The following is a 15,106-nucleotide window of genomic DNA, read 5'->3' as shown; positions in this document are numbered from 1 at the left end:
GCGATGAGCAGCCTCTTTGACGACAGCTTCCTGGCCGGCCTCCAGAACCCTTCCTCGGAGGAGCCCCCGCCCCACCCCGAGGACGACGAGCACGGCGCTCCGGCCGCGGAGGAGGTCCCGCACGACCTCTTCGGGGAGCACTTCGACGTGCCCCCGCCCGCCCGGGACACGCACTACCGCGACGGCCACCCTCGTCCCGTGGTGGACCCCGCCGCGCTCCTGGAGGGGCTGAACGAACAGCAGCGCGCCGCCGTCGTCCACACCGACACCCCGCTGCTCATCGTCGCCGGCGCCGGCTCCGGCAAGACCCGGGTGCTGACCCACCGCATCGCCCACCTCCTCGGCACGCGGCACGTCCACCCGGGCCAGATACTGGCGATCACCTTCACGAACAAGGCCGCCGGCGAGATGAAGGAGCGCGTCGAGCAGCTCGTCGGACCGCGCGCCAACGCGATGTGGGTGATGACCTTCCACAGCGCCTGCGTCCGCATCCTGCGCCGCGAGTCGAAGCGGCTCGGCTTCACCTCCTCCTTCTCGATCTACGACGCCGCCGACTCCAAGCGTCTGATGTCGCTGGTCTGCCGCGACCTGGACCTCGACCCGAAGAAGTTCCCTCCGAAGTCGTTCAGCGCCAAGATCTCGAACCTCAAGAACGAACTGATCGACGAGGAGGCCTTCGCCGACCAGGCCGCCGACGGCTTCGAGAAGACGCTCGCCGAGGCGTACCGGATGTACCAGGCGCGGCTGCGCGAGGCCAACGCCCTGGACTTCGACGACATCATCATGACGACGGTGCACCTGCTCCAGGCGTTCCCGGACGTCGCCGAGCACTACCGCCGCCGCTTCCGGCACGTCCTCGTCGACGAGTACCAGGACACCAACCACGCCCAGTACACCCTCGTGCGGGAGCTCGTCGGCACCGGCTACGAGGACCTCGGCCCGGCCGAGCTGTGCGTCGTCGGCGACGCCGACCAGTCGATCTACGCCTTCCGCGGCGCGACCATCCGCAACATCCTCCAGTTCGAGGAGGACTACCCGGACGCGACGACGATCCTCCTGGAACAGAACTACCGCTCCACCCAGACGATCCTCTCCGCGGCCAACGCCGTCATCGAGCGCAACGAGTCCCGCCGCCCCAAGAACCTGTGGACGAACGCGGGCGCGGGATCCACGATCACCGGATACGTCGCCGACACCGAGCACGACGAGGCGCAGTTCGTCGCCGACGAGATCGACCGGCTCACCGACGCGGGCGACGCCAAGGCGGGCGATGTCGCCGTCTTCTACCGGACGAACGCCCAGTCCCGCGTCTTCGAAGAGATCTTCATCCGCGTCGGGCTGCCCTACAAGGTCGTCGGCGGCGTGCGCTTCTACGAGCGCAAGGAGGTCCGCGACGTCCTCGCGTACCTGCGCGTCCTCGCCAACCCCGAGGACAACGTCCCGCTGCGCCGCATCCTGAACGTCCCCAAGCGGGGCATCGGCGAGCGCGCCGAGGCGATGATCGACGCCCTCTCGCTGCGCGAGAAGATCACCTTCCCGCAGGCCCTGAAGCGCGTCGACGAGGCGTACGGCATGGCGGCGCGCTCGGCGAACGCCGTGAAGCGGTTCAACGCGCTCATGGACGAGCTCCGCACGGTCGTCGAGTCCGGCGCCGGTCCGGCCGTCGTCCTGGAGGCGGTCCTGGAGCGGACGGGCTATCTGGCCGAGCTCCAGGCCTCGACCGACCCGCAGGACGAGACCCGGATCGAGAACCTCCAGGAACTCGCCGCCGTCGCCCTCGAATTCGAGCAGGAGCAGGGCGAAGAGCCCGCGACGCTCGCCGAGTTCCTGGAGAAGGTCGCCCTCGTCGCCGACTCCGACCAGATCCCCGACGAGGACGAGGAGGGCCGGGGCGTCATCACGCTCATGACCCTGCACACCGCCAAGGGCCTCGAATTCCCGGTCGTGTTCCTCACCGGCATGGAGGACGGCGTCTTCCCGCACATGCGCGCCCTCGGGCAGGCGAAGGAGCTGGAGGAGGAGCGGCGCCTGGCGTACGTCGGCATCACGCGCGCGCGGGAGCGGCTCTACCTCACGCGCTCCTCGATGCGCAGCGCCTGGGGCCAGCCCTCGTACAACCCGGCCTCGCGCTTCCTGGAGGAGATCCCGCCCGCGTACCTGGAGTGGAAGCGGACCGGTCCGATGGTGAAGCCCGCCGGGCCGACCTCGGGGATCACCTCCTCGCTGTCGTCCTCCCGCTCGCGCTCCGGCCCCTCCGGATTCGCCACCCGGCGCGCGGGGGAGAAGCCGGTGATCTCCCTCCAGGTCGGCGACCGCGTGACGCACGACCAGTTCGGCCTCGGCACCGTGATGTCGGTGACGGGCGCGGGCTCGGACGCGCAGGCGACGATCGACTTCGGCGACGAGAAGCCGAAGCGGCTGCTGCTGCGGTACGCGCCGGTCGAGAAGCTGTAGCGGTACGGGAAGGGGCCCCGGCGATGTGCGCCGGGGCCCCGCCCTGTTCCGTACGAGGAAGGGCTCAGCTGGTCGGGTCGAGGCCGTGGCTGCGCAGCCAGGCCAGCGGGTCGATCGCGGAGCCGCCGCCGGGCCGGACCTCGAAGTGGAGGTGCGGGCCGGTGGAGTTGCCGGAGTTGCCGGAGTACGCGATGACGTCGCCGGCCTTGACGTAACCCGAGCGGAGCTTGGTGCTGCTGAGGTGGCAGTACCAGGTCTCGGTGCCGTCGGGGGAGGTCACGATCGCCATGTTGCCGTAGGCGCTGTTCCACTGGGTGCGGACGGTGCCGTCGGTCGCGGCCATCACGGGCGTGCCGTACTGCACGGGGAAGTCGATGCCCGTGTGCACCGACATCCAGTTGACGCCCGACTGGCCGAAGCGCGCGCTGAGCTGGTGGAGCTTCACCGGCAGCAGGTACTTGGGACGCAGCGCCTCCTTGCGGGCCGCCTCCTCCTCGCGCTTCTTCTTGTCGGCGGCCTGGCGGGCCTTGAGGTCGATGCGCTCCTGGGTGCGGCTGGCGCGGTCGCCGAAGTCGCGGGCGTCGGCGCTGAGCGCGGCGAGCTGGGTGTCGAGCGCGTTGTTGGCGGCGACCTGCTGGACCGAGGCCGGGTCGGCGGCGGCGAGAGCGGTCGTGTCGTCCTTCTGCCCGCCGGTCGCCGTGGGTCCGGTGAGGCCTCCGACGGAGGCGGCGGCGATGCCGGCGACCCCCATGACGCAGGCGGACGGGACGGCGACGGTCAGCAGCGCGGACCGTTTGGCGGGCGTACGGCGGCGGCCGCGGGCGCCGCCGGAGGAGCGGCGCACGGGGCGGCCCGCGAGGGGCGCGTCGGTGCGGACCTCGACGGCGGGCCCGTCACCGGCGGCCGGCTCGTCGTGGTCGTAGTCGTGGTCGCCGTCGTGCTCGTAGTCGTAGGCGTCGTCGCCCTCGAAGGCCTCGGGCGAGCCCGCGTCCTCGGACTCGGCCTCGTCGGCGGCGTGTTCCTCGTGGCCCTCGGGGACGTACTCGAAGGCGAACTCCGCGGTGTGCTCGGCCTGCGGGGTGTACTGCTGGGGGACGACCGGCTCGGGCTCCGGGGCCGCCTGGTTCCACGCGGTCGCGTCGAAGGCGCCCGTCTCGGTCGCGAAGGCGGGGGCGGCCCACTGGCCGGTGGCGTCGTAGGTGTCGTAGCCGTACGTGCCCTGGGCGGCGTAGGCGCCGGCGTGGGCGGTCTCGTACGGGGCGGTGTGCTGGGCGTCCGTCCAGGCGGAGGCGTCCCATTGGCCGGTGGCGTCGTACTGGCCGGTTGTGTCGTACGCACCGCCGGCGTCGTACTGCGCCGTGGTGGTCGCGTACCCGCCGGTGGCCTCGTAGCCGGTGGCGGCGGCGTTCCACTGGCCCGTGGTGTCCCACTGGCCGGTCGTGTCGTACGTCCCGCCGGTGTCGTACTGCCCCGTCGTCCCGTACGTGCCGGTGGCCGCGTACTGGCCGAGGTCCCACTGGCCGCTGTGGTCGGCCTGGCCGTCGGGATAGGCGCCGAACAGCGGGTCGATGGCGAAACTGCCGGTGGTGTGGGCGCCGTCTCCGACGTACCCGGCGTGGGGGTGCTGGTCGTTCACCAACGTCTCTCTCGCCTCGGCAGCAGGACCAGTCCGGGGCGGCCCGTGAGGGGTGTCCCGGGGGTAAGCAGTGGCGCGACTGTACCCGGCAGTACGCGCGGCGGACAATCTTCGACGGGGTTTGGTCCTGTAGGAAAAGGGCAATCGACCGTGTTTCGGCAGGTCGGGTGGAGAGCTTTGGCCTTGTGTTCGATGGACGTTCGAAATCCGGTGTCGCGTGCTCAGGCGACGGACGTCGATCCGTGCCCCTCTTCCCGTGTTCCGGAGGCGACCGGACCGCCCGCGTCGAGGGCTTCCCGGACCCCGGCGGCCACCGTCGGGTGCACGGGCAGCGCGAGGTGGCCGATCCCGCTCACCCGCACGTTGTGCACGAGAAGGTCGGGGTGGTCCAGTCGGGCGGTCTCCACCGGCACCATCACCTGGTCCAGATCGCTCCAGAAGCTCACGAACCGGGTCCGGCAGCCGGGCACGGGCGCGGCGAGCTCTCGCAGCACCTCGGAACCGGGCCGCATCTGCCGCACCAGCGGATGCGCGTCCGCGAGCGGCGCCACGGTGGTGCCCGCGTGCGGGGTGCCGAGCATGACCAGGGTCCGCACCCGGCTGTCACCGCCCAGGCGCTGTACGTAGTAGCGGGCGATGAGCCCGCCCAGGCTGTGCCCGACGACGTCGACCTCGGTGTGCCCGGTGCGGGCGCGGATCTCGTCCACCCGGCGGCCCAGCAGCTCGGCGGCGGCCCGCAGGTCGCAGGTGAGCGGGGAGTAGTTGAGCGACTCGACGCAGTCACGGCCGTTCCGGGTGAGGGAGCGGCGCAGCAGCACGAAGACGGATCGGTTGTCGACGAGGCCGTGCAGCAGGACGACCGGACGGCTGCCGTCACCCTGCGCGATCGACGTGGGGGCCGGGTCGGGGGCCTCTTCGTCGGCCGGGTCGGGGCCCTCGCCGGAGGTCGTGCAGCGCGTCCGCGCGGGCGTCTTCTCCGGGGCCGGGGCGGCGGCGAGCCGCTCGGCGACGATCCCGGACGGGTAGAGGACGAGATGACCGGCCAGGATCGCGACTTCCAGCGCGGTGGCCTTCATCAGGGCGGTGACCTTGGTGAGCTCCATGGCCGGCCTCCCGATCGGCACGCGGGGCCGAACGGTTCGCCGGTCCGCCGCGCCCCCGCGCCGCACGGACGGCGGCACGGGGGCGCGGCGACCTCGTCGCGGCTCCCTTCGCGACCGGCCCCGCTCGCGGCTGGTGGGCCCAGGAGGAGGGCCCGAAAGCGGGGACGGCGCAGAGCGAACATGTCCCACGTGTGATTTCCCCCTCGGTCGCCTCCGCGAAACAGCCGGGTGCGGGATGCTGGAGATAACGTTCGTTCACCTCCCCGGCAACGAGGCGCGGGGGTCGCATGTGGAGGCAGTGATGGGTGTGAGCGGTCCGATCCGCGTCGTGGTCGCCAAGCCGGGTCTCGACGGCCACGATCGCGGAGCCAAGGTGATCGCGCGGGCGCTCCGCGACGCCGGTATGGAGGTCATCTACACGGGGCTCCACCAGACGCCCGAGCAGATCGTCGACACCGCGATCCAGGAGGACGCCGACGCGATCGGCCTCTCGATCCTCTCCGGAGCGCACAACACGCTGTTCGTGAAGGTCCTGGAGCTGCTCAAGGACCGTGACGCCGAGGACATCAAGGTCTTCGGCGGCGGCATCATCCCCGAGGCGGACATCGCTCCGCTGAAGGAGAAGGGCGTGGCGGAGATCTTCACACCGGGCGCGACCACCACGTCCATCGTCGAGTGGGTCAACGCGAACGTCCGCGTCGCCGCGTAGTCGCTGCGCTCGCGGCCGGGTGAAAGGGCCCTCCCCTGCGGGAGGGCCCTTTCGTCGTGTGGGGAGTGGCTGCTCCCCGTGCGGTGGCGGGCGCGGTACGTCCGGGGCGCGGCGGCTTTGGACGGCCGGGGGGGCGGTCGGAGTCCGGGGGCGCGGCTGTTCCGGCCGACCGGCCGGGCTTGCCCGGTGCGGCATGGGCGGGTGCGGCCCGGCCCGGGGGGCGTGGGCGGGTGCGACCTGGCCCGGTGGGGCGTGGGTGGGTGGTTGTCTGTGGCCGGAAGGCCGTCCCGGACGGCCGTCCCGGACGGGTGGACGGTCGTCGCCGGGGGCGGTCAGGGAGTGTCGGGAGCGTGGAGGGGGATGGCGCCGGCGACCGTCAGGGGGACGGTGGCGGGGTGAGTTCGGCCTGCATGGCCGCGCGGAGGCGCAGTGTGGAGACCAGGCGCTGGAACGCCTCCGCCCAGTAGGCGCCCGCGCCGGGGGAGTGGTCCTCGGCCTCGTCGGACCGGGCGGTCAGGGACTCCAGCCGCCCCGCCGCCTCCGGGGCGAGGCAGCGCTCCGCCAGGCCCATCACCCCGCTGAAGCTCCACGGGTAACTGCCCGCCTCCCGCGCGATGTCGAGGGCGTCGATCACCGCCGCGCCGAGCGGCTCCGCCCACGGCACGGCGCAGACGCCGAGCAGCTGGAACGCCTCCGAGAGCCCGTGGGCCGCGACGAACGCGCCGACCCAGCGCGCCCGTTCCTCCACCGGGAGCGTCGACAGGAGCTGCGCCCGCTCGGCCAGGGAGGAGGTGCCGGGGCCCGTCGCGGGCGGGATCGCGGGGGATCCGAGCAGCGCGCGCGACCACGCCGGATCCCGCTGCCGTACCGCCGCCCGGCACCAGGCCGCGTGCAGTTCGCCCTGCCAGTCGTCGGCCACCGGCAGCGCCACGATCTCCTCCGGGTCCCGCCCCCCGAAGCGGGCGGGCCAGGAGGACAGCGGCGCCGCCTCGACGAGCTGGCCGAGCCACCAGGAGCGCTCGCCCCGGCCCGCCGGAGGCGTCGCCACCAGGCCGTCCCGCTGCATCGCCGCGTCGCACTCGTGCGGGGCCTCGACGGCGATCGTCGGGACCGGGGCCGTCCGGTCCAGGCCGACGCAGGTGGCGGCCCGGCCTGCCATCCGGCCTGCGAGGGCGGAGGCGGGCAGGGCGGAGAGCAGCTCGGCGGCGGTGGCGCGGACGTTACGGCTCCGGTCGCCGAGGGCCGCCTCCAGGAACTCCTCGTCGGCGTCGGAGAGTCCGGTGCGCAGCGAGTCCAGGAACATCAGCCGGTCCTCCGCCCGCTCGGCGGACCAGGTCGAGGCGAGCAGCGCGAGACCGGCGGCCGGGTCGTCGGTCCGTACGGCCGACAGCAGGGCGACCCGCTCGGCGAACAGGCCCTCGTCCCACAGCGCGCGGACGCCCTCCGGGTCCTTCGGCGAGGGGAGACCGGTGCCCGTCCCCGTGCCCCGGAGGGCGAATCTCCAGTCGGGGTTGAGCCGGGCCAGCCACAGCCCGCGCGGCCCGGCCAGACGCAGCGCCCGGGGCCGCAGGTCGGTGCGGGCCCGGGCCGCGTCGAGCAACGCCGGCAGGGTGGCGGGCGGCGCCTTGTAGCCGTGCCGGTTGGCGAGGGCCAGCCACTGCGGGAGCAGTTCGGCCAGGTCGGGGGCGGCCCCGCGCCGTCCCGCGGGCGAGGGCGCGGCGCGGCCCGCGAGCAGCTGGTCCAGGCGGCGCCGGGCGGCCTCGGGCAGCGGCGCGCGCGGGTCCTCCGGAGCGGGCTCCGGCAGGGGAGCCGCGGGTCCGGGCCGCAGCCCTGCCCTGCGCCGCACGGTGTGCAGCGCGGCGGCGCCGAGCAGGGCGCCGGGTATGTCCCGGGCGGCCAGGGGACCCGGCAGTCCGGTGGGTGGCCGCCGATCCGTCCCCAGGAGCGCCGAGCTGACGAGCTCCTCCCAGAGGCGGTCGGCCCCGTCGGTGGTCGTGGTGGTGTCCATCGGGCTCCTTCCGTGGGGCGGTGCGGGGTGACCGGGCGTCATAGGAGGGGAACCGTCTCTCCCGGCGACTCGGGCGACCAGGCGGCGAGCGGCGTGAACCCCCGGTGCCCGCACTCCCCGAAGACGGTCACCGGTGCCCCGCCGGACAGGGCGACCAGCCGCCAGAGACCGGGCCGGGACTGGGCGGCGGGCGTCAGCGGCAGGGCCTCGCGACCGTCGGCGTCGGCGAGCTGCCAGCCGTACTCCGCGCGCGCGGGCACGACCCCGTCCAGCGTCACCGGCCAGGACTCCAGCCAGGGATCCTCGGTCAGCGCTCTGCCGTACGCGTCGAGCGCCGAGCCGACCGGTCCGCCCGGCGGCGGGGCGACGGGCCCGGTGACCGGGACGAACTGCCCGCCGGGCTCCGCCCGCACCTGGCCCGCGCCGGTGTGCGGGGTCAGTTCGCCGTCGAGCAGCGCGCCCACGGGGAGCGCGAGCTGCGGCGCCCGGCCCGCCGCGCCGTACGAGAGCAGGAGCGCGGTCCGGCCCGTCGTCGAGCCGTGCAGCCAGATCCGGCGGGTCGTCAGCCGGGCGTCGGCCGTGTCGTACTGCGCGAGGACCAGCCAGTGGTCGCGCACCCGGGCGCCGTCGGCCGGGGAGGGAAGGCCCACCCGGGTCCGCACCGTCGTCGCGAACGGGGCGGGCAGCCGGTCCGCCGCCAGCCACGCCCGGTCGAGCAGATGCGTCAGGGCGCACTCCTCCAGGAGCCGCACCGGCCAGCCCGCCCCCGACCCCGGTATCGCCCCCAACTCCCGGACGCGCCCGGCGAGGCCCGGCGCCTGGGCGTCGACCATGCGGGCCGCCGTCTCCTCCCACAGCCCGTAGCCCGCCTGCCCGGCCACCGCGAGGCCGCCGCGCAGCAGGTCGGCGAGCCGCTGCTCCAACTCCTGGGCACCCGAGGTGATCCGGGCCGCCCTGCGCTCGGCCCTGCGGCGCGCCGCCTCCGCGTCGGCCGTCGCCTCCGCGGCCCCGTCCCCCGCCGCCCGGTCCGCGCCCCGGCCGCGGCGCGCGGTGAGCCACCGCGCGACCCAGTCGGGCACGGGGGAGTCCTCGGCTGCGATCCCGTCCGCCGCCCGGAGCAGCAGCAGGCCCAGCGCGTGCTTGCAGGGGAACTTGCGGCTGGGGCAACCGCAGGAGTACGCGGGGCCCGTGGTGTCGACGACCGTCCGGTACGGCGTGCTCCCGCTGCCCTTGCACAGGCCCCAGACCGCGCCGTCGCCGCAGCCCGTCTCCGACCAGGGCCCGGCCGTGCCGAGCCTGCTCCCCGCTCTGCGCGACGCCTCGTCAGGAGCCAGTGCCAGCACCTGTTCCGACGTCCAGCGCACCCCCATGGCATTCATGTCCCCGACGGTAGAGGCCGCCACTGACAACGCGGCGGGTCCGGCGGGATCAAGGGCTTAAACGGCGGAAGATGATTTGACTTTACCTTCTCTTTACGATTCTCTGCGGCGACCGACGAAACGCATTACGCCGTCCAGGGGACCCATGAACCGCACCGTCCGCACCGTCGTATCGGCCCTCGCCGTCACCGGCCTCGCCCTCGGCCTCGGAGCCTGCTCCGAGGCCGCCGAGAAGGCCGCCGACCAGGTCGACAAGTCTGTGAACGAGACCTACGAGGTCACCTACGAGGTCAGCGGCCAGGGCATCGAGTCGATCGACTACCACGCCGGCGGCGGCACCGCGATGGAGCCGAAGGTCGAGTCGGAGAAGAAGCCGACCGCGCCGTGGAAGAAGACCGTGACGCTCAAGGGCATCATGCCGCCGGCCGTCATGCCGATCTCGCTCGACCCGGCCGGCCTCACCTGCAAGGTCGTCTACCAGGGCAAGGTCATCAAGGAGGCCAAGGCCGAACAGGCGATGGCCGGCGGCTGCGTCGCCGTCTCCCCGATCGTCGGCTGACCCTCCCTCACCCCGATCGCCGGCTGACGCCCCCTCACCCCGCCAACCAGCCCTGACCTGCGGTGACATCCGATTGTCAGTGGCATGGTGCACGGTGGATCGCACAGCAGGTCGAACGATCTGGAGGGGGATCCATGCCCGTGCCCGAAACCATCGCGAAGCCCGGTTCCGGTGTCGAGACGGACACCGGACCGGGACGGCCGCAGACCGCCGCCGAGGCCCTGCGGCCGCACGCGGAGCACGCCTTCGCCCATGAGCTCGCGGCCCTCGCCGCGGCCGACGACCGGCCCCGGCCCGCCCGCTGGCGCCTCTCGCCGTGGGCCGTCGCCACCTACCTCCTCGGCGGCACGCTCCCCGACGGGACCGTCGTCACGCCCAAGTACGTCGGACCCCGCCGCATCGTCGAGGTCGCCGTCACCACGCTGGCCACCGACCGCGCGCTGCTCCTGCTCGGCGTCCCCGGCACCGCCAAGACCTGGGTCTCCGAGCACCTCGCGGCCGCCGTCAGCGGCGACTCCACCCTCCTCGTCCAGGGCACCGCCGGCACCCCCGAGGAAGCCATCCGGTACGGCTGGAACTACGCCCGGCTCCTCGCCCACGGCCCCAGCGGCGACGCCCTCGTCCCCAGCCCCGTGATGCGCGCCATGGCCCAGGGCACGACCGCCCGGGTCGAGGAGCTCACCCGCATCCCCGCCGACGTGCAGGACACCCTCATCACGATCCTGTCCGAGAAGACCCTGCCCGTCCCCGAGCTGGGACAGGAGGTCCAGGCCGTCCCCGGCTTCAACCTGATCGCCACAGCCAACGACCGCGACCGGGGCGTCAACGAGCTCTCCAGCGCCCTGCGCCGCCGCTTCAACACCGTCGTGCTCCCGCTGCCCGCGACCCCCGAGGCCGAGGTCGACATCGTCGCCCGCCGCGTCGAGCAGCTCGGCCGTTCCCTCGAACTGCCCGCACCGGCCGACGGCGTGGACGAGATCCGCCGGGTCGTCACCGTCTTCCGCGAGCTCCGCGACGGGGTGACCGCCGACGGCCGGACACGGGTCAAGTCCCCCTCGGGGACGCTCTCCCCGGCCGAGGCGATCTCCGTCGTCACCGGCGGACTCGCCCTCGCCGCCCACTTCGGCGACGGCGTGCTGCGCCCCGCCGACATCGCCGCCGGCATCCTCGGAGCGGTCGTCCGCGACCCGGCGGCCGACCGGGTCGTCTGGCAGGAGTACCTGGAGACCGTCGTCCGGGAGAGAGACGACTGGAAGGACTTCTACCGCGCCTGCCGCGAGGTGAGCGCATGACGCCCGCCGTCACGGAGCGGACCGCGCACGACGACCGCCGCGCGCCCCGGCCGGACCCCCGCCGGACCGAGGACGGCGGGGACTCCCGGGCCGCGCGCGGGCCCCTGCTGCTCGGGGTGCGGCACCACGGCCCCGGCTCCGCCCGCGGGGTGCGGGCCGCCCTCGAAGCCGCGCGGCCCGCCGCGGTGCTCGTCGAGGGCCCCGCCGAGGCCGACGCCCTCGTCGCGCTCGCCGCCGACCCCGCCATGCGGCCCCCCGTCGCGCTGCTCGCGCACGCCGTGGACGACCCCGGTCGCGCCGCGTTCTGGCCGATGGCCGCCTTCTCGCCCGAGTGGGTCGCGATCCGCTGGGCCCTCGACCACGGCGCCGCCGTCCGCTTCGTCGACCTGCCCGCCGCCCACACCCTCGCCGCCGCCGACCCCACGTGGAGCGACGGGGACGACTCGGACGACGAGGAGGCGGTCAGCGGGAGCGGCCTGCGGATCGACCCCGTCGCCGAACTCGCCCGGGTCGCCGGGTACGAGGACGCCGAGCGCTGGTGGGAGGACGTCGTCGAGCTGCGCGGCGACGGCGACCCCACCGCCCCCTTCGAGGCCCTCGCCGAGGCCATGGGCGCGCTCCGCGAGACGTACGGGCACGGCGGCCACCCCCGCGACCTGGTCCGCGAGGCGCACATGCGGCTCCGGCTGCGCGCCGCCCGCAAGGAGTTCGGGGACGCCGTCGCCGTCGTCTGCGGCGCCTGGCACGTGCCCGCGCTCGCCCGCAGGACCACCGTCGCCGCCGACAAGGCCCTCCTCAAGGGCCTGCCCCGCGCCAGGACCGAGCTGACCTGGGTCCCCTGGACCCACCGCAGGCTCGCCCGCCGCTCCGGGTACGGCGCCGGGATCGACGCGCCCGGCTGGTACGCCCACCTCTTCGCCGCCCCCGACCGGCCCGTGGAGCGGTGGATGACCGCGGCCGCCGGCCTCCTCCGGGCCGAGGACCACCCCGTCTCCTCCGCCCACGTCATCGAGGCCGTCCGCCTCGCCGAGACCCTCGCCGCGCTGCGCGGCCGACCGGCCCCCGGCCTCGACGAGACGACGGACGCCGTCCGCGCCGTGCTCTGCGAGGGCTCCGACGTGCCGCTCGACCTCGTCCGAGACCGGCTCGTCGTCGGCGACGTCCTCGGCGAGGTCCCGGCCGCCGCCCCGGCCGTCCCGCTCCAGCGCGACCTGGCCCGCCGGCAGCGCACCCTGCGCCTCAAGCCCGAGGCGCATGAGCGCGACCTCGGACTCGACCTCCGCAAGGAGACCGACGCCGGGCGCAGTCGCCTGCTGCACCGCCTGCGACTCCTCGGCGTGCCCTGGGGCGAGCCCGCCGCCGGCCGTGCCGGCACCGGCACCTTCCGGGAGACCTGGCGCCTGCGCTGGGAGCCCGAGCTGCACGTCCGGGTCGCCGAGGCCGGCGTCTGGGGTACCACCGTCGAGGCCGCCGCCACCGCGAAGGCCGAGTCCCGGGCCCTCGCCGCGACCGCGCTGACCGACCTCACCGCCCTCGCCGAGCGGTGCCTCCTCGCCGGGCTGGCCGACGCGCTGCCCGTCGTCATGCGGGCGCTCGCCGACCGGGCCGCGCTCGACACCGACGTCGCCCACCTCGCCGACGCCCTCCCGGCCCTGGCCCGCTCCCTGCGCTACGGCGACGTGCGGGGCACCGGCACGGCGGCGCTCGGCGAGGTCGCCGCCGGGCTCGCCGAGCGCGTCTGCGTCGGCCTGCCCCCCGCCTGCGCCGGGCTCGACGCGGACGCCGCCGCCCGGATGCGGGACCGGCTGGACGCCGTCCACACGGCGATGGGCCTCCTCGACGACCGTCCGCCCACGGGCGGCGACGGCGACGTCCCGGGCCCGGCCGACCGCACGGACCCCGCTGCCCGTACGGGCCACACCGACCGCACGGACTCCGCCGCCCGTACCGACTGCACCGACAACCCCGACCACACCGTCAGCCCCGTCAGTACTGCCCGCGCCGACCGCACGGACCCCGCTGCCCGTACGGGCCACACCGACCGCACGGACTCCGCCGCCCGTACCGACTGCACCGATACCCCCGACCGCACCGTCAGCCCCGTCAGTACTGCCCGCGCCGACGGCACTGCCCCCGCTGGCCCCACGGGCCGCACCTCCCACCCCGCCCCCACCGGACTCGCCGACCGTTGGAGTGGGGTGCTGCGGCGGCTTGCCGAGCGGGATCGGATCCCCGGGGTCATCCGGGGGCGGGCCGCGCGGCTGCTGCTCGACGAGGGGCGCATCGGGGAAGGGGAGGCCGCGACGCTCATGAGCCGTGCCCTCTCGCCCGGCACCCCGCCGGCCGACGTCGCCGCCTGGATCGACGGCTTCGTCGGCGGCGCCTCCGGCGGCGGTCTGCTCCTCGTCCACGACGAGCGCCTCCTCGGCCTGGTCGACGCCTGGCTCACGTCCGTGCCGGACCGCGCCTTCGGCGACGTCCTGCCGCTGCTGCGCCGCACCTTCTCCGCGTACGAGCCGGGCGTGCGCCGCACCCTCGGCGAGCTGGCCGCCCGGGGGCTGCGGCGCTCCCACGGGCCGGGGCCCTCCGATCCCGGCACGCCCGGCTTCGCCGCCACCGCCGACCCCGCGCGCGCCGACGGCGTCCTGCCCCTGCTCCACCTCATCCTCGGAAGGGAGGCCCTCGCATGACCCGCGCGACCACCGACGACGAGCGGCTGCGGCGCTGGCGGCTGGTCCTGGGCGGCGGCGACGCCGACGGCACCGGCCGGACCCTCGCCGGCACGGACGCCGCCATGGACGGGGCCCTCACCGCGCTCTACGACCGCACGGGCCGGGACGGCGGCGGGCGCTCGGCCGGGCTCGGCGCCTCCGCGCCCTCCGTCGCCCGCTGGCTCGGCGACATCCGCACCTACTTCCCCAGCTCCGTCGTCCAGGTCATGCAGCGCGACGCGATCGACCGGCTCGGGCTCGCCACCCTCCTGCTGGAGCCGGAGATGCTGGAGGCCGTCGAGCCCGACGTGCACCTCGTCGGCACCCTGCTCTCCCTCGGCCGGGCCATGCCCGAGACGACCCGGGAGACCGCCCGGGCCGTCGTCCGCAAGGTCGTCGACGACCTGGAGAAGCGCCTCGCCGCCCGCACCCGCGCCACGCTCACCGGCGCGCTCGACCGCTCCGCCCGGATCAGCCGCCCCCGACACCGCGACATCGACTGGGACCGCACGATCCGCGCCAACCTGAAGCACTACCTGCCCGAGCGGCGCACCGTCGTCCCCGAGCGGCTCGTCGGCCACGGGCGCGCCTCCCGGGGGCTCAGGAAGGAGGTGGTGCTCTGCGTCGACCAGTCGGGCTCCATGGCGGCCTCCGTCGTCCACGCCGCCGTCTTCGGCGCGGTCCTCGCCTCGATGCGGTCGCTCGCCACCCGCCTCGTCGTCTTCGACACCTCCGTGGTCGACCTCACCGAGCAGCTCGACGACCCGGTGGACGTCCTCTTCGGCACCCGGCTCGGCGGCGGCACCGACATCAACCGCGCGCTCGCCCACTGCCAGTCCAGGATCACCCGCCCCGCCGACACCGTCGTCGTCCTCGTCAGCGACCTGTACGAGGGGGGCATCCGCGACGAGATGCTGAAGCGGGTCGCGGCGATGAAGGCCTCCGGCGTGCAGTTCGTCGCGCTCCTCGCGCTCTCCGACGAGGGAGCCCCCGCCTACGACCGGGACAACGCGGCGGCGCTCGCCGCGCTCGGCGCCCCGGCCTTCGCCTGCACCCCCGACCTGTTCCCGGAGATCATGGCGGCCGCCCTGGAGCGGCGCCCCCTGCCGATACCCGAGGCCTGACGCCCGTCCGAGGGGCGGCCGCCGGGCCCGAGAGGTGCGGAATCCGTCGCCGCCGGGCCACCCGCACGGGTGCCGCGACGCCACTGAGGCTCATATCACAGTCGTGGCCGAGCGGCCCTCGTCCCGGTGCC

10 protein-coding genes are annotated in these 15,106 nt (G+C 74.8%); 6 read left to right on the top strand and 4 right to left on the bottom strand.

Annotated features, from left to right (window positions below; genetic code table 11):
- Nucleotides 1–3: 3 nt before the first annotated feature.
- Complete coding sequence (gene pcrA, locus ACFYXU_RS04110) at nt 4–2,454, top strand: DNA helicase PcrA (RefSeq protein WP_329854325.1); 2,451 nt, start codon at nt 4–6, stop codon at nt 2,452–2,454.
- 64 nt (nt 2,455–2,518) lie between these two features.
- On the opposite strand, the gene ACFYXU_RS04105 is transcribed toward pcrA, so the two are convergent.
- Nucleotides 2,519–4,090: a M23 family metallopeptidase gene (locus ACFYXU_RS04105; RefSeq protein ID WP_389407444.1), complete on the bottom strand. Its 1,572-nt coding sequence runs from the start codon at nt 4,088–4,090 to the stop codon at nt 2,519–2,521.
- 221 nt (nt 4,091–4,311) lie between these two features.
- Nucleotides 4,312–5,193, bottom strand: coding sequence for a lipase family alpha/beta hydrolase (locus ACFYXU_RS04100; RefSeq protein WP_389456441.1), 882 nt, complete (start codon nt 5,191–5,193; stop codon nt 4,312–4,314).
- A 301-nt stretch (nt 5,194–5,494) separates the two neighbouring features.
- Between ACFYXU_RS04100 and ACFYXU_RS04095 the strand changes: the two genes are divergently transcribed.
- A complete protein-coding gene (locus ACFYXU_RS04095) occupies nt 5,495–5,902 on the top strand; it encodes a cobalamin B12-binding domain-containing protein (RefSeq protein WP_329854321.1) in 408 nt (135 codons plus the stop codon).
- A 376-nt stretch (nt 5,903–6,278) separates the two neighbouring features.
- Here the strand turns inward: ACFYXU_RS04095 and ACFYXU_RS04090 are convergent, their stop codons facing one another.
- A complete protein-coding gene (locus ACFYXU_RS04090) occupies nt 6,279–7,910 on the bottom strand; it encodes a DUF5691 domain-containing protein (protein ID WP_389456439.1) in 1,632 nt (543 codons plus the stop codon).
- 38 nt (nt 7,911–7,948) lie between these two features.
- Complete coding sequence (locus ACFYXU_RS04085; protein WP_389456437.1) at nt 7,949–9,289, bottom strand: SWIM zinc finger family protein; 1,341 nt, start codon at nt 9,287–9,289, stop codon at nt 7,949–7,951.
- A 145-nt stretch (nt 9,290–9,434) separates the two neighbouring features.
- Here ACFYXU_RS04085 and ACFYXU_RS04080 point away from each other — a divergent pair, with 145 nt between their 5' ends.
- The 4 genes from ACFYXU_RS04080 (at nt 9,435) to ACFYXU_RS04065 (ending at nt 14,975) form a co-directional block, all read left to right on the top strand.
- Nucleotides 9,435–9,848, top strand: coding sequence for a hypothetical protein (locus tag ACFYXU_RS04080; protein ID WP_376507711.1), 414 nt, complete (start codon nt 9,435–9,437; stop codon nt 9,846–9,848).
- Between the two features lie 134 nt (nt 9,849–9,982).
- Complete coding sequence (locus ACFYXU_RS04075; RefSeq protein WP_376507712.1) at nt 9,983–11,140, top strand: AAA family ATPase; 1,158 nt, start codon at nt 9,983–9,985, stop codon at nt 11,138–11,140.
- Complete coding sequence (locus ACFYXU_RS04070; protein WP_389456434.1) at nt 11,137–13,830, top strand: DUF5682 family protein; 2,694 nt, start codon at nt 11,137–11,139, stop codon at nt 13,828–13,830. Before ACFYXU_RS04075 ends, ACFYXU_RS04070 begins: the two co-directional genes overlap by 4 nt.
- Nucleotides 13,827–14,975 (top strand): VWA domain-containing protein, encoded by a 1,149-nt coding sequence (locus ACFYXU_RS04065; RefSeq protein WP_376507714.1) that lies wholly within the window; start codon nt 13,827–13,829, stop codon nt 14,973–14,975. Before ACFYXU_RS04070 ends, ACFYXU_RS04065 begins: the two co-directional genes overlap by 4 nt.
- The last annotated feature ends 131 nt before the right edge of the window (nt 14,976–15,106 follow it).

This window comes from Streptomyces sp. NPDC002232, assembly GCF_042890295.1.
Classification (GTDB): domain Bacteria; phylum Actinomycetota; class Actinomycetes; order Streptomycetales; family Streptomycetaceae; genus Streptomyces.
The sequence above is the reverse complement of the archived record's forward strand: the minus strand, read 5'-3'. Positions and strand labels throughout refer to the sequence as shown.

What these genes read in the sequence shown, in the direction of transcription:
- pcrA (WP_329854325.1), top strand. Translation starts at nt 4, where the DNA reads ATGAGCAGCCTCTTTGACGACAGCTTCCTGGCCGGCCTCCAGAACCCT.
- ACFYXU_RS04100 (WP_389456441.1), bottom strand. Translation starts at nt 5,193, where the DNA reads ATGGAGCTCACCAAGGTCACCGCCCTGATGAAGGCCACCGCGCTGGAA.
- ACFYXU_RS04095 (WP_329854321.1), top strand. Translation starts at nt 5,495, where the DNA reads ATGGGTGTGAGCGGTCCGATCCGCGTCGTGGTCGCCAAGCCGGGTCTC.
- ACFYXU_RS04090 (WP_389456439.1), bottom strand. Translation starts at nt 7,910, where the DNA reads ATGGACACCACCACGACCACCGACGGGGCCGACCGCCTCTGGGAGGAG.
- ACFYXU_RS04085 (WP_389456437.1), bottom strand. Translation starts at nt 9,289, where the DNA reads ATGAATGCCATGGGGGTGCGCTGGACGTCGGAACAGGTGCTGGCACTG.
- ACFYXU_RS04080 (WP_376507711.1), top strand. Translation starts at nt 9,435, where the DNA reads ATGAACCGCACCGTCCGCACCGTCGTATCGGCCCTCGCCGTCACCGGC.
- ACFYXU_RS04075 (WP_376507712.1), top strand. Translation starts at nt 9,983, where the DNA reads ATGCCCGTGCCCGAAACCATCGCGAAGCCCGGTTCCGGTGTCGAGACG.
- ACFYXU_RS04070 (WP_389456434.1), top strand. Translation starts at nt 11,137, where the DNA reads ATGACGCCCGCCGTCACGGAGCGGACCGCGCACGACGACCGCCGCGCG.
- ACFYXU_RS04065 (WP_376507714.1), top strand. Translation starts at nt 13,827, where the DNA reads ATGACCCGCGCGACCACCGACGACGAGCGGCTGCGGCGCTGGCGGCTG.